This window comes from Hamadaea tsunoensis DSM 44101 (genome assembly GCF_000428945.1).
Lineage (GTDB): Bacteria > Actinomycetota > Actinomycetes > Mycobacteriales > Micromonosporaceae > Hamadaea > Hamadaea tsunoensis.
Window position 1 is genome coordinate 81,707 of the sequence record NZ_AUAX01000023.1, and the last position, 15,727, is coordinate 97,433.

14 protein-coding genes are annotated in these 15,727 nt (G+C 70.9%); 8 read left to right on the forward strand and 6 right to left on the reverse strand.

What is annotated here, in order from left to right; genetic code table 11:
* Nucleotides 1-319 precede the first annotated feature (319 nt).
* Entirely contained in the window at nt 320-1,150 is an 831-nt protein-coding gene (locus tag G401_RS0128915; RefSeq protein ID WP_027345220.1) for an EamA family transporter, read from the reverse strand.
* 180 nt (nt 1,151-1,330) lie between these two features.
* Between G401_RS0128915 and G401_RS0128920 the strand changes: the two genes are divergently transcribed.
* Both G401_RS0128920 and G401_RS0128925 read left to right on the forward strand, forming a co-directional pair.
* Nucleotides 1,331-3,382: a PQQ-dependent sugar dehydrogenase gene (locus G401_RS0128920; protein ID WP_027345221.1), complete on the forward strand. Its 2,052-nt coding sequence runs from the start codon at nt 1,331-1,333 to the stop codon at nt 3,380-3,382.
* 55 nt (nt 3,383-3,437) lie between these two features.
* A complete protein-coding gene (locus G401_RS0128925; protein ID WP_027345222.1) occupies nt 3,438-3,833 on the forward strand; it encodes a cupin domain-containing protein in 396 nt (131 codons plus the stop codon).
* Between the two features lie 4 nt (nt 3,834-3,837).
* Here the strand turns inward: G401_RS0128925 and G401_RS49190 are convergent, their stop codons facing one another.
* Together G401_RS49190 and G401_RS0128935 are read right to left on the reverse strand one after the other, a co-directional pair.
* Nucleotides 3,838-4,308, reverse strand: coding sequence for a GNAT family N-acetyltransferase (locus G401_RS49190; protein WP_051367298.1), 471 nt, complete (start codon nt 4,306-4,308; stop codon nt 3,838-3,840).
* Between the two features lie 376 nt (nt 4,309-4,684).
* Nucleotides 4,685-5,512 carry a class II glutamine amidotransferase gene (locus G401_RS0128935; RefSeq protein WP_027345223.1) on the reverse strand — a complete coding sequence of 276 codons (828 nt, stop codon included), beginning with the start codon at nt 5,510-5,512 and terminating at the stop codon, nt 4,685-4,687.
* A 135-nt stretch (nt 5,513-5,647) separates the two neighbouring features.
* On the opposite strand from G401_RS0128935, the gene G401_RS0128940 reads away from it, so the two are divergent.
* Entirely contained in the window at nt 5,648-7,186 is a 1,539-nt protein-coding gene (locus G401_RS0128940; protein WP_084557713.1) for an MFS transporter, read from the forward strand.
* A gap of 45 nt (nt 7,187-7,231) precedes the next feature.
* Nucleotides 7,232-7,783, forward strand: coding sequence for an HdeD family acid-resistance protein (locus G401_RS0128945; RefSeq protein WP_027345225.1), 552 nt, complete (start codon nt 7,232-7,234; stop codon nt 7,781-7,783).
* 13 nt (nt 7,784-7,796) lie between these two features.
* On the opposite strand, the gene G401_RS0128950 is transcribed toward G401_RS0128945, so the two are convergent.
* The 3 genes from G401_RS0128950 to G401_RS0128960 form a co-directional block, all read right to left on the reverse strand.
* Nucleotides 7,797-9,008, reverse strand: coding sequence for a glycosyltransferase (locus G401_RS0128950; protein ID WP_027345226.1), 1,212 nt, complete (start codon nt 9,006-9,008; stop codon nt 7,797-7,799).
* 927 nt (nt 9,009-9,935) lie between these two features.
* Nucleotides 9,936-10,445 (reverse strand): FMN-binding protein, encoded by a 510-nt coding sequence (locus tag G401_RS0128955; protein WP_027345227.1) that lies wholly within the window; start codon nt 10,443-10,445, stop codon nt 9,936-9,938.
* A gap of 10 nt (nt 10,446-10,455) precedes the next feature.
* Nucleotides 10,456-11,829, reverse strand: a complete 1,374-nt coding sequence (locus G401_RS0128960) for a ferredoxin reductase family protein (RefSeq protein WP_027345228.1) — start codon at nt 11,827-11,829, stop codon at nt 10,456-10,458.
* A 61-nt stretch (nt 11,830-11,890) separates the two neighbouring features.
* Between G401_RS0128960 and G401_RS0128965 the strand changes: the two genes are divergently transcribed.
* From G401_RS0128965 to G401_RS0128980, 4 genes are all read left to right on the forward strand, one after another.
* Entirely contained in the window at nt 11,891-12,553 is a 663-nt protein-coding gene (locus G401_RS0128965; protein WP_027345229.1) for a response regulator transcription factor, read from the forward strand.
* A complete protein-coding gene (locus tag G401_RS0128970; RefSeq protein ID WP_034593462.1) occupies nt 12,550-13,773 on the forward strand; it encodes a sensor histidine kinase in 1,224 nt (407 codons plus the stop codon). The genes G401_RS0128965 and G401_RS0128970 overlap by 4 nt, the downstream gene beginning before the upstream one ends.
* Before the next feature lie 238 nt (nt 13,774-14,011).
* Nucleotides 14,012-14,899, forward strand: coding sequence for an NAD(P)H-binding protein (locus G401_RS49195; protein WP_051367299.1), 888 nt, complete (start codon nt 14,012-14,014; stop codon nt 14,897-14,899).
* The gene (locus tag G401_RS0128980; RefSeq protein ID WP_027345231.1) at nt 14,896-15,573 is read left to right on the forward strand and encodes an NAD(P)-dependent oxidoreductase; all 678 of its coding nucleotides are present in this window, start codon (nt 14,896-14,898) and stop codon (nt 15,571-15,573) included. The genes G401_RS49195 and G401_RS0128980 overlap by 4 nt, the downstream gene beginning before the upstream one ends.
* Nucleotides 15,574-15,727 lie beyond the last annotated feature (154 nt).

Consider the following 15,727-nt stretch of genomic DNA (forward strand, 5'->3'; position numbering starts at 1 on the left):
GAATCGGTCCACGACAGCCGACGCTGCCCGTCGCGACCCGATCCGGGCGATCGCCGCAGGGGTCGCACCCACGCATACGGACGAAGAGCGCTCAAACGATCACCCCGACAGCCGTCCGCCTGGCCCACAAGTCGGACAGTCGCGACAACGGCCGGGTGGGGGTAGACGGTGAGCGGGCGACGGCGAAGGATGCCTCGCCCCACTCAGGCGGCAGTGGAGGCGCCCCGCGCCGGAACGGTCTCCCGCGTGAGGAGCGGAGGTGAGATCGACGAACCCGGCCAAAGCCATGGAACTTGAACTGGATCTTCACGAGCGAGCCTCAGGTCTGGTGTTCGAGGTCGCCGAAGCGGGCGAGCCCGAGCGCCCCGACCACCGCGAGCACGAAGCCCACGACGGCCACGACGCCGAACCCCGAGCGGGTCGTGTCGCCGAAGACCAGCACACCCACCGCCGCCGGGATCGCCGTCTCCACCACGACCACCGCGGCGGTCACCGCCGTCACCCCCGACTGCTGCAACCCCGCCGCGTAGCAGGCGAACCCCACGATCCCGGCGATCGCCGCGGCGTACGCGGCGGGGTTGGCCAGCAGCGCGGTCGCGTGCAGATCGGACAGGGCGCGGACCGCGAGCGGCATGACGGCGAAGCCGCAGCCCGCGGCCACACCGAGCAGCGGGCCGCGGAAGCGTTGCGGCGCACGGGTCGCGGCCAGACCGGCGATCGCCAGCGCCACCGCGATGCCGAGGAACCACCAGCGCAGCGCGAGACTCACCGACGCCGTCGATTCGGCCCCCGCGGACAGGCCCAGCACGGCGAGGCCGCCGCACACGGCCGCCACCGCGATCCACTGCCGCCGCTCCAGGCGTACGCCGAGAACGGGAACGGCGATCACGGCGGTGACCGCGAGGTTGGCCGCGAGCGCCGCCTGGACCAGATAGAGCGGGAGCGTACGCAGCGCGTAGAACTGGCAGGCGAAGCCGAGCAGGTCGAAGCCGATGCCGACGAGGAACGGGGTCTGCCGCAGGGCCCGCATGAGCAGCCGGGGGTCGACGTCGCCGCCGTGGCCGGTACGGCGGGCGGCGACGGCCTGCAGGACCGAGCCGACGCCGTAGCACACCGCCGCGGCCAGCGCTGCCAGCAGCGGGAATATCATGCGCGAAGAGTACCGAGGAGCCGGTCTCATCCGAACACGAACACGCTCACTCCGGCCTTCGAGGGCGACGGCACCGATCATCCTCCATCGTGCGGGGGCGCCGAACTAGCCTGTCATGCCGCCGATACCTGGATCAACCTCGCGCGTTGGACCCCAGTAATGATCAGCGGAGGTCCTGTCGTGCGTTTCGTCCACCGCGTCCTCGCGGCCGTCTGCCTGACGCTCGCCGCGTCGACCGCGACCTCCTCCCACGCGGCGGTGAACGGCTACCCGGTCATGGGCGTCGGGTCCGGGCGCTGCCTGGACGTCTACGGCGCGTCCCAGCGCCCCGGCGCGGGGATCATCATCTTCACCTGCCACGGCGGCGCCAACCAGGCGTGGACCTACACCGCCCGCGGCGAACTGCGCGTCTACAACGGCACCCGCTGCCTCGACGTCTACCGGCAGGGCCGTACGCGCGGCGCGGTCGTCGAGAGCTACGCCTGCAACGGCCAGGCCAACCAGCAGTGGCGCTTCACGGCCGCCGGCGAGATCGTCGGCGTGCAGTCCGGTCTCTGCCTGGACGTGACGGGCGCGCGGACCGCCGACCTGACCCGGGTCGAGCTGTGGACCTGCAACCATCAGACCAACCAGCGCTGGACCACCGCGGCGGCCGGCGGCGACAAGCAGCCGCCGAGCGTGCCCGGCAGTCCCCGGGTCGACGGGCTCGCCTGCGACTCCGTCACCTTCGCCTGGAACGCCTCGGCCGACGACGTGGGCGTCGCCGCGTACGACGTGTTCCACGACGGCCAGCTCATCCGCACCGTCCCGGGCGGCACGCTGTCCACCCGGCTCGACGTCGTCGCCGGCGCCACCTGGGGGCTTTACGTGGACGCCCGCGACGCCGCCGGCAACGTCTCCCAGTCCAGCACCACCGTGAGCATCACTCCCCCGCCCTGCGCCCCCGACACCCGGCCACCCACCGCGCCCACCGGGCTCACCGCGACCGCCGACGGCACCTCGGTCGCCCTCACCTGGAACGCCGCGAGCGACGACGTGGGCGTGCGCGCGTACGACATCCTCCGCGACGACGTCCGCGTCGGCACCAGCACCGGCACCGCGAGCGCGCCGCCGGCCACGTCCTTCTTGGACAGTGGTCTCGACCCGCACACCATCTACCGGTACGCGATCGTCGCGCGCGACGCCCAGGGCAACAGCTCCGATCCCAGCGCGCCGTGGACGACCACGACCGGCGACGCGTGCACCAACCCCGTCTGCGGCGTACGCGTCGTCGCGACCGACACCGACATCCCCTGGGGCCTGGTGGAACTGCCGGACGGCGACCTCCTCTACAGCCGCCGGGACGCCCACGACATCGTCCGGCTCGACCCGGTCACCGGCACGAAGACGAGCATCGGGACGGTGCCGAACGTGCGGGGCACCGACGGCGAGGGGGGCCTGCTCGGCCTCGCGGTCTCCCCGCGGTACGCGACCGACCACTGGCTCTACATCATGCACACGTCCCCGGCGGACAACAGGATCGTGCGGATGCGCCTCACGAACGGCGTACTCGACGTGGCCTCCGAGCAGGTCCTCGTGAGCGGGATGCTGCGCAACAAGTTCCACAACGGCGGCCGGCTGCGGTTCGGCCCCGACGGCGACCTGTACGCGACCATCGGCGACGCCCAGAACGGCGACAACGCCCAGAACCTGGGCAACCTCAACGGCAAGGTGCTGCGGATCGACCCGGACGGGAGCGTACCGGCCGGCAACCCGTTCGGCACCTACGTGTGGAGCTACGGCCACCGCAACCCGCAGGGCATCGCGTTCGACTCGACCGGGCGCCTCTGGGAGCAGGAGTTCGGCAACTCCGTCATGGACGAGACCAACCTGATCGTCCAGGGCGGGAACTACGGCTGGCCCGCCTGCGAAGGTACGCAGGGCGCGTGCGCCGGCTACCGGCCGCCGAAGCAGACCTACCCCGTCGCGCAGGGTTCCTGCTCGGGCATCGCCGTCGTGCGTGACGTCCTCTACATCGCCTGCGAGCGCGGCACCCGCCTGTACCGGGCCGTCATCTCCGGCGACGCGCTGACGGGAGTGCAGGCGTACTTCGTGGGAACCTACGGCCGGCTGCGTACCGTGGAACCGGCGGCGGACGGCGGGCTGTGGCTCACGACGACCAACCAGGGCGACAAGGACAGCGTGCCGGACAACAGCAACGAGAAGATCCTCCACGTGACCCTGGGCCCGTGAGGACGGTGGAGCAAACGTACAAGACGCGCCGCGGCCGCCCTGGAACGCTGGAGCCATGATGAACGACCCCGTGAACCTGCACGCCGCCCTCGCCTCGTTCGACCAGATCTACAGCCCCCGCATCGTCGCGCGGATGAACGACTACGACGTACGCGTCGCGCACACCCTGGGCGAGCACGTCTGGCACGTCCACGAGGACACCGACGAGTTCTTCCTCGTCCTCGACGGCGAGTTCGACATCGCGCTGAGGGAGAACGGCGCGGAACGCACCGTCGTGCTCCACGCCGGCGACGTCTTCGTGGTACCGAGGGGAACCGAACACAAGCCGTCGTCGCCCGGCGGCGCGATCCTGATGTTCGAGCCGACCGGCACGGCCACGACCGGTGACCGGTACGAGGGCGAGCTACCCGCCCACATCGACAGCACCACCGGCCACGACCTCACCCGCTGACCTCCTACCCGGCCGTCCGCTCCGCCCAGATCGTCGCCGGCCAGCCTTCGTGACCGCTCGGCTCACGGAAGATCTCCGCGAAGCCCTGAGCCGCGTAGAACCGGGCCGCCCGGGTGTTGCCGTCGAGGTATTCGAGGCGGACCGGGCGGCTCCCCGCGTACCCGATGAGGCTCGTGATGAGGGCGGAGCCGGTGCCTGTGCCCTGGGCCGCGGGCACGACGTAGAGCTTCCAGATGATCGCGACGTCGCCGCGCAGATCGATGTTGCCAGTCCCCACGATCTCGTCGCCGCTGCCCGCCACCAGCACGACGGTATTCGCCAGACTCCGCTCGACGGCCTCGGGAGACCACCAGGTGGCCAGCCCGTGGGCGATGTACTCAGAGCCTGCGAACCCGTACGTCTCCGGCCACGTACGCCGCCCTACCGAGATGATCGCCGGAACGTCGTCGGCCACCGCCACCCGAATCTTCACCACCTCGCCATCGTCGCAGCCCCGTACGACAGCCCTGAGCCAGTGAACACACCGACGCCACGCGATGATCTTCTGATGGAGTTCCGAGTGAGCGTGTCGGTCTCGTCCGACCAGCAATGGCGACGCGCGCAAGCTCATCAAGGACCTCTTCCACCCCGGCCCTCCCCCACCGACCCACCCCTGGTAATCCGGGCGAGGGGGGGTATCGCGGGCTGCGGGTCCATCGTGATCGGGGTGAAAGGGTGACTGGGCGACGGTGGAGGAGGCTTCGCCCCACTCACCTGGCAGTGGAGGCGCCCCGCGCCGGAACGGTCTCCCGCGCGAGGAGCGGAGGTGAGATCGACGGACCCGGGACAAAGGCCTTTAAAAAGATCTTTACCTAAGGGGTCATCGGGGCGAAGTGGTGCATGCCGTCCGGGCCTGGCTGGACCACTCCCCAGGTGCTCTCGGGCACCGCGTTCCAGGCCCCTTCCAGCTCACCGAACGGCTCCGACACGATCAGCCGCGACTCCGCCGAGACGCTGCGCAGGAACTCGCTCTCCGGGTGCAGCGCCCGCAGCGCGAGCACGTCCGTGCTGTAGAACAGCGACCGCGACTTCTTGATCGTCGAGTACCGGAACGCCCAGGTGCGTACGCCGTCGGTCGTCGCGACGGTCATCTGCAGCGGGTTCTCGATGTCGTGGGCGCGGCCGACCTGCTCGACGAAGCCGGCCATGCGCGCCACCGCGCCGGGGGGATCGTCACGCAGGCCGAACGTGAGGGCGAGGTAGAACATGACCTCGGAGTCCGTGGAGCCCTCGATGGAGTCGAAGAGGCCCGGGTCGACCGCGAACAGCAGCTCACGCTTGATCTTGCCGAATTCGGCGATCGAGCCGTTGTGCATCCAGAGCCAGCCCTCGTGCCGGAAGGGATGGCAGTTGCTCTCCTGCACCGGGCTGCCGGTCGAGGCGCGGATGTGCGCGAAGACGATCGGCGAGCTGATGTGCGACGACAGTTCGCGCAGGTTGCGGTTGCTCCAGGCCGGGCCGACGCTGTGGAAGATCCCGCAGCCGCCCTCGGCGTACCAGCCGACGCCGAAGCCGTCGCCGTTGGTGGTCTCGACGCCGAGCTTGCTGTGCAGGCTCTGGTCGATGAGGGAGTGCTGTGGCTTGTAGAGGAGCGCATCCAGCATGATCGGCGATCCCGAGTACGCCATCCAGCGGCACATCAGGCGCTCCTTCCACGGTCGGCTACCCGTCCACGGTGCCCGTACGCGTACCGGCGCGCCTCACCCGGGCCGGGTGAGACCCGTAGATTCGCGTAAAACACCGCACAAGGGTCGGATCGCGCCTAGATTGCGACCATGGCGGGCACCTCTGCGAGCCGCGCGGCCGATGCCGGCGCGGCCGACCCCGATGCGGCGCGGCGCAAGCGCAACGCGACCGGAACGCTCATCGCGACGTGCGTCTCGGCGCTGGTCGTCAACGCGAACACGTCGGCGGTGTCGATCCTGCTGCCCGCCATCTCCAAGGACACCGGCATGGCCGTAACCACGCTGCAGTGGGCGGTCACCGGTTATTCGCTGGTCGGCGCGGCAACGATCGTGACCTCCGGCGCGCTCGGCGACGTGTTCGGCCGCCGCAAGATCTTCCTCGGCGGCCTGCTGCTGTTCGTGGCGTCGTGCGTCCTCATCGCATTGTCGCCCGGCGGCGGGGGCGTGATCGCCGGACGGTGCATCCAGGGCGCGGCGGGCTCGACGATTCTGGCCTGCGGCATGAGCCTCATCTCGGCCGCCAACACCGGCAAGGAACAGTTGCGCGCGGTCACCCTGTGGGGAGCCGCGTCTGCGATCGGCGCCGCGGCCGGACCGCTGGTGGGCGGCGTACTCGCGGACACGACCGGCTGGCAGGGGCTGTTCTGGATCGACGCCATCATCGCGGCGGCGTGCGTCCCGCTGACGCTCACCCGGATCGCCGAGTCGAGCGACCCGAACCGCCCGCGCTCGATCGACTACGCCGGAACGGTGCTCATCGCCGTGATCCTCGCGCCCATCATCTTCGGCCTCACCAAGGGACCGGACTGGGGCTGGCTGTCGGCCAGGACGATCGGCTGCTTCGTCCTCTCGATCGCCGCCGCCGTCGCCTTCGTGGTGGTCGAGAAGCGGCTCGCCGCTCCGCTGCTCGACCTGAACCTGCTCCGCAACAAGATACTGGTGGGCGCGACGATCTCGATCCTGCTCGGCTCGGGCACGCTCAACGCGATCATGTACATCGTCAGCCTGTACTTCCAGGACTCGGCGGGCCTGGGGATGAGCGCGCTCGACGCCGGCCTCGCCACGCTGCCGGTCGCCGCCGCGGCGGTCGTGCTCGCCCCGCTCATCACGCCGGTCGTCTCCAAGATCGGCGCCCGGCGCACCATCGTCACCGGCTTCCTGATCATGACAGTGGCGTTCGGCGTCCTCGCCTTCGTCACCTCCTCCTGGGCGTACGCGGCGTTCGTGCTGCCGCTGGTCGCCCTGGCGGCCGGGATGAGCCTGCAGAACGGGCCGGCCTCGTCGATCTCGACGGCCAGCGTGGAGCCGAACGAGGTCGGGGCCGCGTCCGGCATCTCCAACATGGCCCGGTACGTGGGTGCCGCCGTCATGACCGCGATCGTCGCCTCGATCTACGCGACGGTGACCGCGAACCGGGTGGCCGCCGGCGACGACCAGAGCGCGGCGCTGGCCGCGGGCGTCTCGCGTACGGCGATCGCGATGGGGATCTGGTGCGTGCTCGGTGTCGCCATGGCCGCTCTCATCGGCCGCTTCCGCCCGCTCAAGCCCACTCTGCTCGACCGGGCCGCCGCGGCCGCCAGCACCTCGCACACGCTGCCGGTGACCAATCCGCAGCCGGTGGGCAAATAGCCGATTCACCGGCGAGACCCGCCATAGTGGATCTACCGTCAGGACATGACGAGCCCAGCCGCGCAGCCGCGTACCTCGATGATGGACACCTGGCGCAGCACGGGCGTCACCGGCGGCATCACCTCGATCATCCTCGGCCTCGTGCTGCTGGTGTGGCCCGGCCAGACGCTGCTGGTGTTCGCCTCGCTGCTGGCCATCGGCCTCATCCTGCTCGGCCTGGTACGCCTCGTCGGCGCGTTCACCAGCAAGGGCGTCACCGGCAAGGCCCGCGCGTGGCGGGGCCTCACCGGTGCCGTCTACCTGATCGCGGGCATCCTGGTGCTGTTCAACCTCGGCAAGTCGGTCAAGTTCCTGGTGATCCTCGTCGGCATCCTCTGGGTGATCAGCGGCCTGAGCGAGATGATCTCCGGCTTCGGCCGCCCGGCCGGCGACAAGGCGCCCACGATCTTCATCGGCCTGCTCAACCTGGTGTTCGGTGTGATCATCCTGGTCTGGCCCGGTCCGACGCTGGTGTTCGCGATCTGGATGGCGGCCCTCTGGCTGATCATGGTCGGCCTGCTGCAGCTCTGGTTCGCGTGGCGGCTCAGCAAGCTCTGAGCCAGGGCCTGTCCTAGGCGTTCGGACCGAGGAGCAGCTTCGCCGCCACGGTCGCACCATCGGTCGTCATCCGTCCTGCCACCGCTCCCGCCCGCTCCCGGACCGCCGGGGCGAGCACCGAGTCGAGGGCGGCCGAGAAGGACTCGACGGTCGGCGCGGGCCCGGCGTGCGCCACGCCGATCCCCAGTTCGGCCACCCGCGCCGCCCAGATCGGCTGGTCCGCGTACTGCGGGATCACCAGCTGCGGTACGCCGGCCAGCCCGGCCGTGGTCGTCGTACCGGCCCCGCCGTGGTGCGCGACGGCGGCGACCCGGCGGAACAGCAGCTGCTGGTTGACCTCTCCGACGACGAAGCAGTCGTCCCCGTCGTCGATCTTCGCCAGCTCCGCCCAGCCGCGGGCGAGGACGAGCCGGCGGCCGTGGGCCCGCACGGATTCCACGACGACCCGGGCGACGTCCGGCGCGGCGTGCATGCCGATGCTGCCGAAGCCGACGTAGACCGGTTGCGGCCCGGCATCGAGGAACGCGGTCAGCCCGTCCGGCAGCGGCCGCTCGTCCGGCAGGATCCAGGCGCCCGTCTGCACGACCTCCACCCGGGTCGTGTCCGCCCACGAGCACAGGACCGGGTCGGCCGCGAGCAACGGCCGGTCGCCGAACACGTAGTCGCGTACGTTCGCCACCGGCGGCAGGCCGATCGCGGCGCGGTGCTCGTTGAGGGGCCGGCCGTAGAGCTCGTACACCCGGTCGGCGTCCTCCTGCCACAGCACGTCGAGGTCGGTCTCGTCGGGTGAGGACTGCTTGCCGGGCCGACCGCCGGGCTTGAAGACCTTCGACGGCAGCCCGTACACCTGGAAGGCCGCCAGCTCGTAACGGATGCCGAGCTTGTCGGCGACGTCGCGTACGCCGGCGGGCATCAGACCGGTGGCCAGGATGACGTCGCAGCCCTCGGCCGCGCCCGGCAGCGTCTCGAAGCGGGCGGCGACCAGCGCGGCCGCCAGCTGGAAGGCGTCCTGGGCGCTCGGCGGCCGGTCCGCGGCCACGATCGAGTGCACGGTCGGCCCGAACGGGATCAGCGTCGCCCCGACCCGGTCCGCCAGGTCCACGAAATCCTCGTCCGGCGGGACGGCGAGGCGTACCTCGGCGCCCAGTTCGGTGAGCCGCAGCGCCAGTGCGGCCAGCGGTTCGACGTCCCCCCGTGATCCCCACGATGTCATCAGCACGCGCATGTCGCGAATCCCCCAATTCGGTCCGTACTTGGCCTCGGCCGACCATTCTGGGGCATGACCCGGGTCTTGCCGCAAGACCGGGGGTCCGGTATACGTTAAGAGTGGCAGGGGGTTCCCTGCTTTTTTCATGCCAGGCCGCTGATCACAGTCGCCATATGGGTGCGCGGACGCCCGGGACGCGACTCGAGTCCACACCCCCACCGCAGTCGATCACGCCCCAGTCGCTCCGCTGTCGCCGGTGTTCCGTCCCAGTCCCAAGATCCCGTTTGGATCAGGGAAATCACCCGAATCTTGGGCTCTCCGGTTGCCTGTGTGGGTGATCCGTCGGGGCCGACAACTTCGTCCCCACCCGCGACACGATCACCTTGATCAAGTACCGCTATAACGGCATCGCGACGCCGATTTCCTTGATCAAATACCGTCATTACGGCGGGCGGGCCCTCCTTTGCCGAATAGACGGTACTTGATCAAGGCCATCTGCCGCGTCCCGCCGTAATAGCGGTAAATGATCACTCGGGACAGTGATCGCCCCATCAGACGTGCAGGCATGATCGAGCAGACGTGAAGGCATGATCAAGTTCCCAAATCCTGCAGAAAACAGGCCGAATCCGCAGCTCCAGGGAACTTGATCACGCCGCAGAGATCCACTACTACAGCATCCGGGTACTGGATCGAGGCCCAGCGACGCCCCGACCCATGAGAGAGCCACACCCCGGACGCGTCGGACAGCCTCCATACCGGACAGCCGCGACAAAGCCCAGGCCTGGTCCAGGCCACCTGCGAGGATCCGACGCGATGGATCACTCCCCCCGCATCAGGACCCGGTGCGAAAACCTGATCCAAACGGGATCTTGGCAGCGAGCGTCCCGGAGCAGATCGACGGATCCCGAGCGCCAACTGCCGGTCGCTCTCAAGATTTGGATGTGGTCAGGAGCCGAAGTGCGCCGCGTCGAGTGCGCTCTGCAGCGACTCGCGGTATCCGTCGGACGTGACCGTCGCCCCGCTGACCCCGTCGATGTTCGCGCTCTGCGCCGACAGCACCTGTTCGCGCAGTTGCGGCAGGGCGTACGCGTTGATCTCCTCGTCGCGCCGGTTGGACGTGGGCTGCTGCAGCACGGTGATCTCGGTGATCTTGCCGCCGGCGATGGCCACCTGGACCTGCACCGGGCCCCAGCGGGTGTCGACGGCCGAGCCGTTGACGGTGACGTTCGTGGCCGCCGCCTTCGACGGCTGCGCGGCCGATCCCGAAGAGGAAGACGAGGATGAAGAGGAAGACGAGGACGAGGGCGCGGGAGTGGTGACGATCCCGGCCGGGGCGGCCGCGGGGGCGAGCACCGCCGTCGCCGGCGTCGCCGGTCCCGAGGTGCTGGTGCGGTAGCTGAACAGCAGTACCAGCACGGCCACCGTGGACACGATCCAGAGCGTGATCCGTCGCATCAGTTCCTCATCACCAGGCGAATTCTTCGGACTTGATCTGCTCGGCCGGTACGCCCGCCGACCGCAGCGCGTGCCGGGCGTACGACATCCACTCCGGTGGCCCGCACAGGTACGCGTCGCTGGCCGTCACGTCGGGTACCAGCCGGCGCAGCGCCCGTGCGTCGCCTTCGTTCGCGAATTTTCCCGGCAGGAACGACGCCCGGCGGCCCCGTGAGCCGGTCAGGTAGAGCAGCCGCAGCCGGCCGCTCTCGGCGTACGCCTCCAGTTCCGTGCGGAAGACCGCCGTGTCGCGGTCGCCGACGCGGTAGAGGACCGTGACCGGGCGGCGCGCCGCGACGAGGTCGTCGATCAGCGCGCGCAGCGCCGTGATGCCGACTCCGGCCGCGAGCAGCACCGCCGGGCGGCGGCTGGCCGGGTCCGCGGTCAGCGCGCCGTACGGGCCCTCGATCATGATCCGGGTCCCCGGCCGGATCGCCGCCGCCTTCGCGCTGTCGTCGCCGAGGTCCTTCACCGTGATCCGCAACCGGTCCGCGCGCGGCGCGGCCGACAGCGAGTAGGGGTGCCCGCGCGACCATCCCGGCCCGTCCAGGAAGCGCCACAGGAAGAACTGCCCCGCCTGTACGCGCAGCGCCGTCAACCGGTTCCCGCGGATGTGCAGCGAGACCACGCCAGGCGCCTCGTGCACCACCCGGTCGACGACCAGCCGGTGGCGCAGCGTACGCCACGCGGGCAGCCCGATCCGGAAGACGAGGACGGCGGCGAGGGTCGCGCAGTAGAACGTGATCCAGAAGTAGCGGGCCGGCGCGGAGTCGACGAAATGCGTACCCGTCCAGATCTGGTGCGGCAGCGCGAGCCCGACGCCCAGGTACGCGTACAGGTGCAGAAGGTGCCAGGACTCGTAGCGCAGCCGGCGGCGGGCCGCGCGGATGGACGTGACGACCACCATGATGATCATGGCGAGGGCGGCGACGGCGAGCAGCATGCCGGGGTAGGTCGTGACGAGGTTCCAGGTCTCGGCGACCAGCCCGAGCGGCGAGGTGGCCCAGTAGCCGAAGGTGATGAAGACGATGTGCGCGATGAGCAGCCAGAAGGACCAGAAGCCGGCGAGCCGGTGCCGGCGGGCGAGGGTGTCCTGGCCGTAGGAGCGTTCGAGCCACGGGATGCGGGCCATCATCAGGACCTGCAGCAGCATGAGGTCGGCCGACAGCAGACCGGCGAGGCGGCCGGCGGAGGTGAGACCGTTGTCCTGGCCGCCGAGGTCCTGCAGGCCGCCGCCGGCCACCCACAGCGCGGTGACGGCGACGAGGCTGCCGACGCCGAAGGTCCCGGCGACATCCGCCCACCAGCGGCGCGGCGCCCGGATCATGATCGGCTGCGTGCTCATGCCCACCAGCGTGCTGTGGTCATCTCAGAGTCTTCTGAGAGCGCGATGGGATGATGATGTGATGGTTCCCGCGCCGCTGCTGCTCGTCGAGGACGACATCCAGCTCGCGGAGATGCTCGGCGAGCTGCTGACCGACGCCGGGTACGCGGTCGACACCGCCCGGGACGGCCAGCGCGGCCTGCATCTCGCCCTGACCAGGACATATACCGTGATGGTGGTGGATCGGGGACTGCCCGCGATCGAGGGCGCGGACCTCGTGCGGCGGCTGCGCGACCGGGGTGTCGCGACGCCGATCCTGCTCCTGACCGCCCTCGGTACGCTGGCCGACCGGGTCGAGGGCCTCGACGCCGGCGCGGAGGACTACCTGGTCAAGCCGTTCGAGGTCGACGAGTTGCTGGCCCGCCTGCGCGCCCTGGTACGCCGGCACGCCTCGGCCGCCGGCACGGTCGGCCTCGGCGACCGCGTCCTCGACCTGCATTCCCGCCGGGTGCTCGGCGGCGGCGCGGACCCGGTCGAGCTGTCCGGGCGCGAATGCGAGCTGCTGCGGGTGCTCGCGGCGCAGCCACGGCGCACGTTCAGCCGCGACGACCTGCTCGCCCGGATCTTCCCCGACGCGGACGGGACCGGCGTCGTCGACACCTACGTCTACTACCTGCGCCGCAAGCTCGGGACCGGGGTCGTGCAGACCGTGCACGGGGTCGGCTACCGGATGGGCCGCGCATGACCGGCCGCTCCGCCGACGCCCGCCTGGTACGCCGGGCCGCCTGGGTGGTCGCGGCGCAGACCGCCGCCGCGGTCGCGCTCGTGGTCGCGGGGATCATCCTGGTCGTTCTCGTCTTCACCGTGCGGGAGCAGCGTACGGACGCTGAACGGATCGTGCACGACGCGGCGACGGCCGCCCGCGACGTCACCCCGGAACAGCCGCAGATCGTGCTGCTGGAGAGCACCGGGCCGGGCACCACCGTGGAGTCTTCGACGAACGCGCCGGATGTGTTGCGGCGATTGGACATCCGGTCGCTGCCCCCGGGCCGGAGCACGGTCCGGGCTCCCCGGACCGGACACGGCGACGACAACACCGAGTACCTGCTGTACGCCGCCGACCGGGGCGACGTCCGGATGGTGGCCGCGCTGGACACGCGGTTTCGCGCGTACGAGACGCGGCGGCTGGGGACCTCGCTGCTGATCGCCGGGATCGCCGGAATCCTCGCGGCGGCGGCCATCGGCTGGTTCGTCGGCCGCCGGGCCGTCCGCCCGCTCGCCGGTGCCCTGGCGATGCAGCGCCGGTTCGTCGCCGACGCGAGCCACGAACTGCGTACGCCGCTGACGATCCTGCACACCCGCGCGCAGCTCATCGCCCGGCGGCCGCATTCGGGGCTGGACGAGCGTACGCGCCGCGACATCGAGGGGCTGCGCCACGACACCCAGGCGCTGACCGAGATCGTCAACGACCTGCTGCTCGCGGCCGAACTCGAACACCGCCCCGAACTCAGCGAGCCGGTCGACCTCGGCGAGCTGGCCCGGCAGGTGGCAGTCGGCTTCAACATCCTGGCCCAGCAGAACTCCGTACGCCTGACCGCCGAAACCCCGGCCGCACCGGTCGTCATCGCCGGTGTCGCCGTGGCGCTGCGCCGGGCGGTCAACGCGCTCGTGGACAACGCGCTGGCGCACACCGGCCCCGGCGACGAGATCGTCATCGCGGCCGGGCTCGACGCGGGGGCGGCGACGCTGTCGGTCACCGACACCGGCGAAGGGCTCGACCCTGCCGAGGCGGACACGCTGACCGAACGCTTCGCCCGGGGCGGCACGGACACCGGGCGCGGACGGCGGTTCGGGCTCGGGCTCGCGCTCGTCCGCGAGGTGGTCGAGGCGCACGGCGGCGGTCTCACGCTGACCGGCCGCCCCGGCGAAGGAGCCCGCGCCGTCCTCACCTTCCCCACCCGCTGAGGTCCCCGGACCCGGTGGGGCCCGCGGAGCGGGGAACCTGCATCGATGGTCGCTCGTGTCTGATGGTGTCAGTGCGACACGGGAGGAACGGGTTGGATGCCGACGACTTCGACGAGTTCTACCTGCCAGGCGAACATGCTGGAGGTGAGCCCGTTCACAACGCAGCGCCCGACCGGCCTTCACTCATGAGATTCCGATAATATGATTCTCGTATCATCCGAGATACGAGGAGTCAGTCATGATCACGATCATCGGGGCGACCGGCACCATCGGTCGCCTCACCCTCTCCGCACTGCTCGACCAGGGCGTACGCGTCGCCGCCGTCACCCGCGATCCGCACAGCGAACTGCCCGCCGGGGCGTACCGGATCGTGGGTGACCCGGGGCGGCCGGAGACCCTGGCCGGGGCGATCGACGGCACGCAGGCGCTGCTCATCAGCCCCCGGGCCGTCGGACCCGCCCTCGCCGATCTGCTCGAACTCGCCCGGCGCGGCGGAACCCGGCAGGCCGTCCTGCTGTCGGCGGCGACCGTCGCGTACCCGGCGGGGCTGGCGAAGTTCCGGGCGGGCTTCGAGGCGGCCGAGCTGGCCACCGCCGAATCCGGTCTGGAGTGGACGTTCCTGCGCTCCACCGACTACGCGGCCAACGCACTCGCGTGGGCCGGCCAGGTCCGCGCCGGCGACGTCGTCCGGGGCGCGTACGCGGCCGCGCGGACGTCCACCGTGCACGAGCGGGACGTCGCGGCGGTCGCCGCCCGGGCGCTGACCGAGCCCGGGCACGCCGGGAAGTCCTACATCCTCACCGGCCCGGAGTCGCTCTCCCAGGCCGACAAGGTACGCCTCCTCGGCGCCGCGACCGGCCGGCCGCTGACGTTCCAGGAGCTGCCGCCCGACGACGTACGCGCCGGCATGCTGGCCGCGGGCCTGCCCGAGGAGGTGCCCGACCGGCTGCTCGGCTCCCTGGCCGACTACGCCCGCGAACCGGGGCCGACCTCGGACGACGTCGAGAAGGTGCTCGGCCGCCCGGCCCTGACCTTCGCCGACTGGGCCGCCGAACACGCGGCCGCGTTCACCGGCGGGGCGGCCTTCGCGAGCGGCGCCGCCTTCACGAGCGGGGGCGCGCGATGAGGCTGACCGTCATCGCGGCCACCGGCGGCATCGGCCGGCACCTGCTCGACCAGGCGGTGGCCGCCGGGCACGACGTCACCGCCGTGGTGCGTACGCCCGCCAACATCCCCCCGCAACCCCGCCCGGTACGCGTCGTCGCGGCCGACCTGAACGCCCCGGACCCGGCCGCGCTGGAGTCCGCGGTCGCCGGGGCGGATGCGGTGCTGTCCGGGCTCGGGCCGAGGAATCCGCGTACGGAGGCGGGCATCGCGTCGAAGGGGACCCGGGCGATCGTCGCCGCGATGGCGGCCACCGGCGCCCGCCGGCTCATCGTCGTCAGCGCCGCCCCGATCGGGACGGTCCCGTCGCCGGGCAACCCGCACCCGCCGAAGCACGACCCGGGCGACGGCTTCTTCATGCGCAACCTCGGGGCGAGGTTCGCCGGGGCGATGTTCCGGGCGCACTACGCCGACCTGGCGATCATGGAAGATCTGGTCCGGGACAGCGGACTGGAGTGGACGATCTCCCGGCCGCCCCAGCTGACCGACAAGCCGGGCACCGGCCGGTACCGGGAGGCGTACGGGCGCAACATCAAGGGCGGCTGGTCGGTGCCGCGCGCGGACGTCGCCCACCACATGCTCGCGATGCTGAACCGCCCCGAGACGATCGGCCGCATCGTCGGCATAGCCACCTGACCGCCGGCTCCCGACCGCCGGCTCCCCGCCGCCCCGTCGCCCGCCTCAAGATCCCGTTTGGATCACGGTTATCACCCGAATCATGGCCCATGATTCGGGTGATTTCCCTGATCCAAACGGGATCAAGGCCCGGATCACGAGCCGCGTCACGGAC

What these genes read in the sequence shown, in the direction of transcription:
- G401_RS0128925 (WP_027345222.1), top strand. Translation starts at nt 3,438, where the DNA reads ATGATGAACGACCCCGTGAACCTGCACGCCGCCCTCGCCTCGTTCGAC.
- G401_RS0128940 (WP_084557713.1), top strand. Translation starts at nt 5,648, where the DNA reads ATGGCGGGCACCTCTGCGAGCCGCGCGGCCGATGCCGGCGCGGCCGAC.
- G401_RS0128980 (WP_027345231.1), top strand. Translation starts at nt 14,896, where the DNA reads ATGAGGCTGACCGTCATCGCGGCCACCGGCGGCATCGGCCGGCACCTG.
- G401_RS0128945 (WP_027345225.1), top strand. Translation starts at nt 7,232, where the DNA reads ATGACGAGCCCAGCCGCGCAGCCGCGTACCTCGATGATGGACACCTGG.
- G401_RS0128960 (WP_027345228.1), bottom strand. Translation starts at nt 11,829, where the DNA reads ATGAGCACGCAGCCGATCATGATCCGGGCGCCGCGCCGCTGGTGGGCG.
- G401_RS0128950 (WP_027345226.1), bottom strand. Translation starts at nt 9,008, where the DNA reads ATGCGCGTGCTGATGACATCGTGGGGATCACGGGGGGACGTCGAACCG.
- G401_RS0128935 (WP_027345223.1), bottom strand. Translation starts at nt 5,512, where the DNA reads ATGTGCCGCTGGATGGCGTACTCGGGATCGCCGATCATGCTGGATGCG.
- G401_RS0128915 (WP_027345220.1), bottom strand. Translation starts at nt 1,150, where the DNA reads ATGATATTCCCGCTGCTGGCAGCGCTGGCCGCGGCGGTGTGCTACGGC.
- G401_RS0128965 (WP_027345229.1), top strand. Translation starts at nt 11,891, where the DNA reads ATGGTTCCCGCGCCGCTGCTGCTCGTCGAGGACGACATCCAGCTCGCG.
- G401_RS0128970 (WP_034593462.1), top strand. Translation starts at nt 12,550, where the DNA reads ATGACCGGCCGCTCCGCCGACGCCCGCCTGGTACGCCGGGCCGCCTGG.
- G401_RS49195 (WP_051367299.1), top strand. Translation starts at nt 14,012, where the DNA reads ATGATCACGATCATCGGGGCGACCGGCACCATCGGTCGCCTCACCCTC.
- G401_RS0128955 (WP_027345227.1), bottom strand. Translation starts at nt 10,445, where the DNA reads ATGCGACGGATCACGCTCTGGATCGTGTCCACGGTGGCCGTGCTGGTA.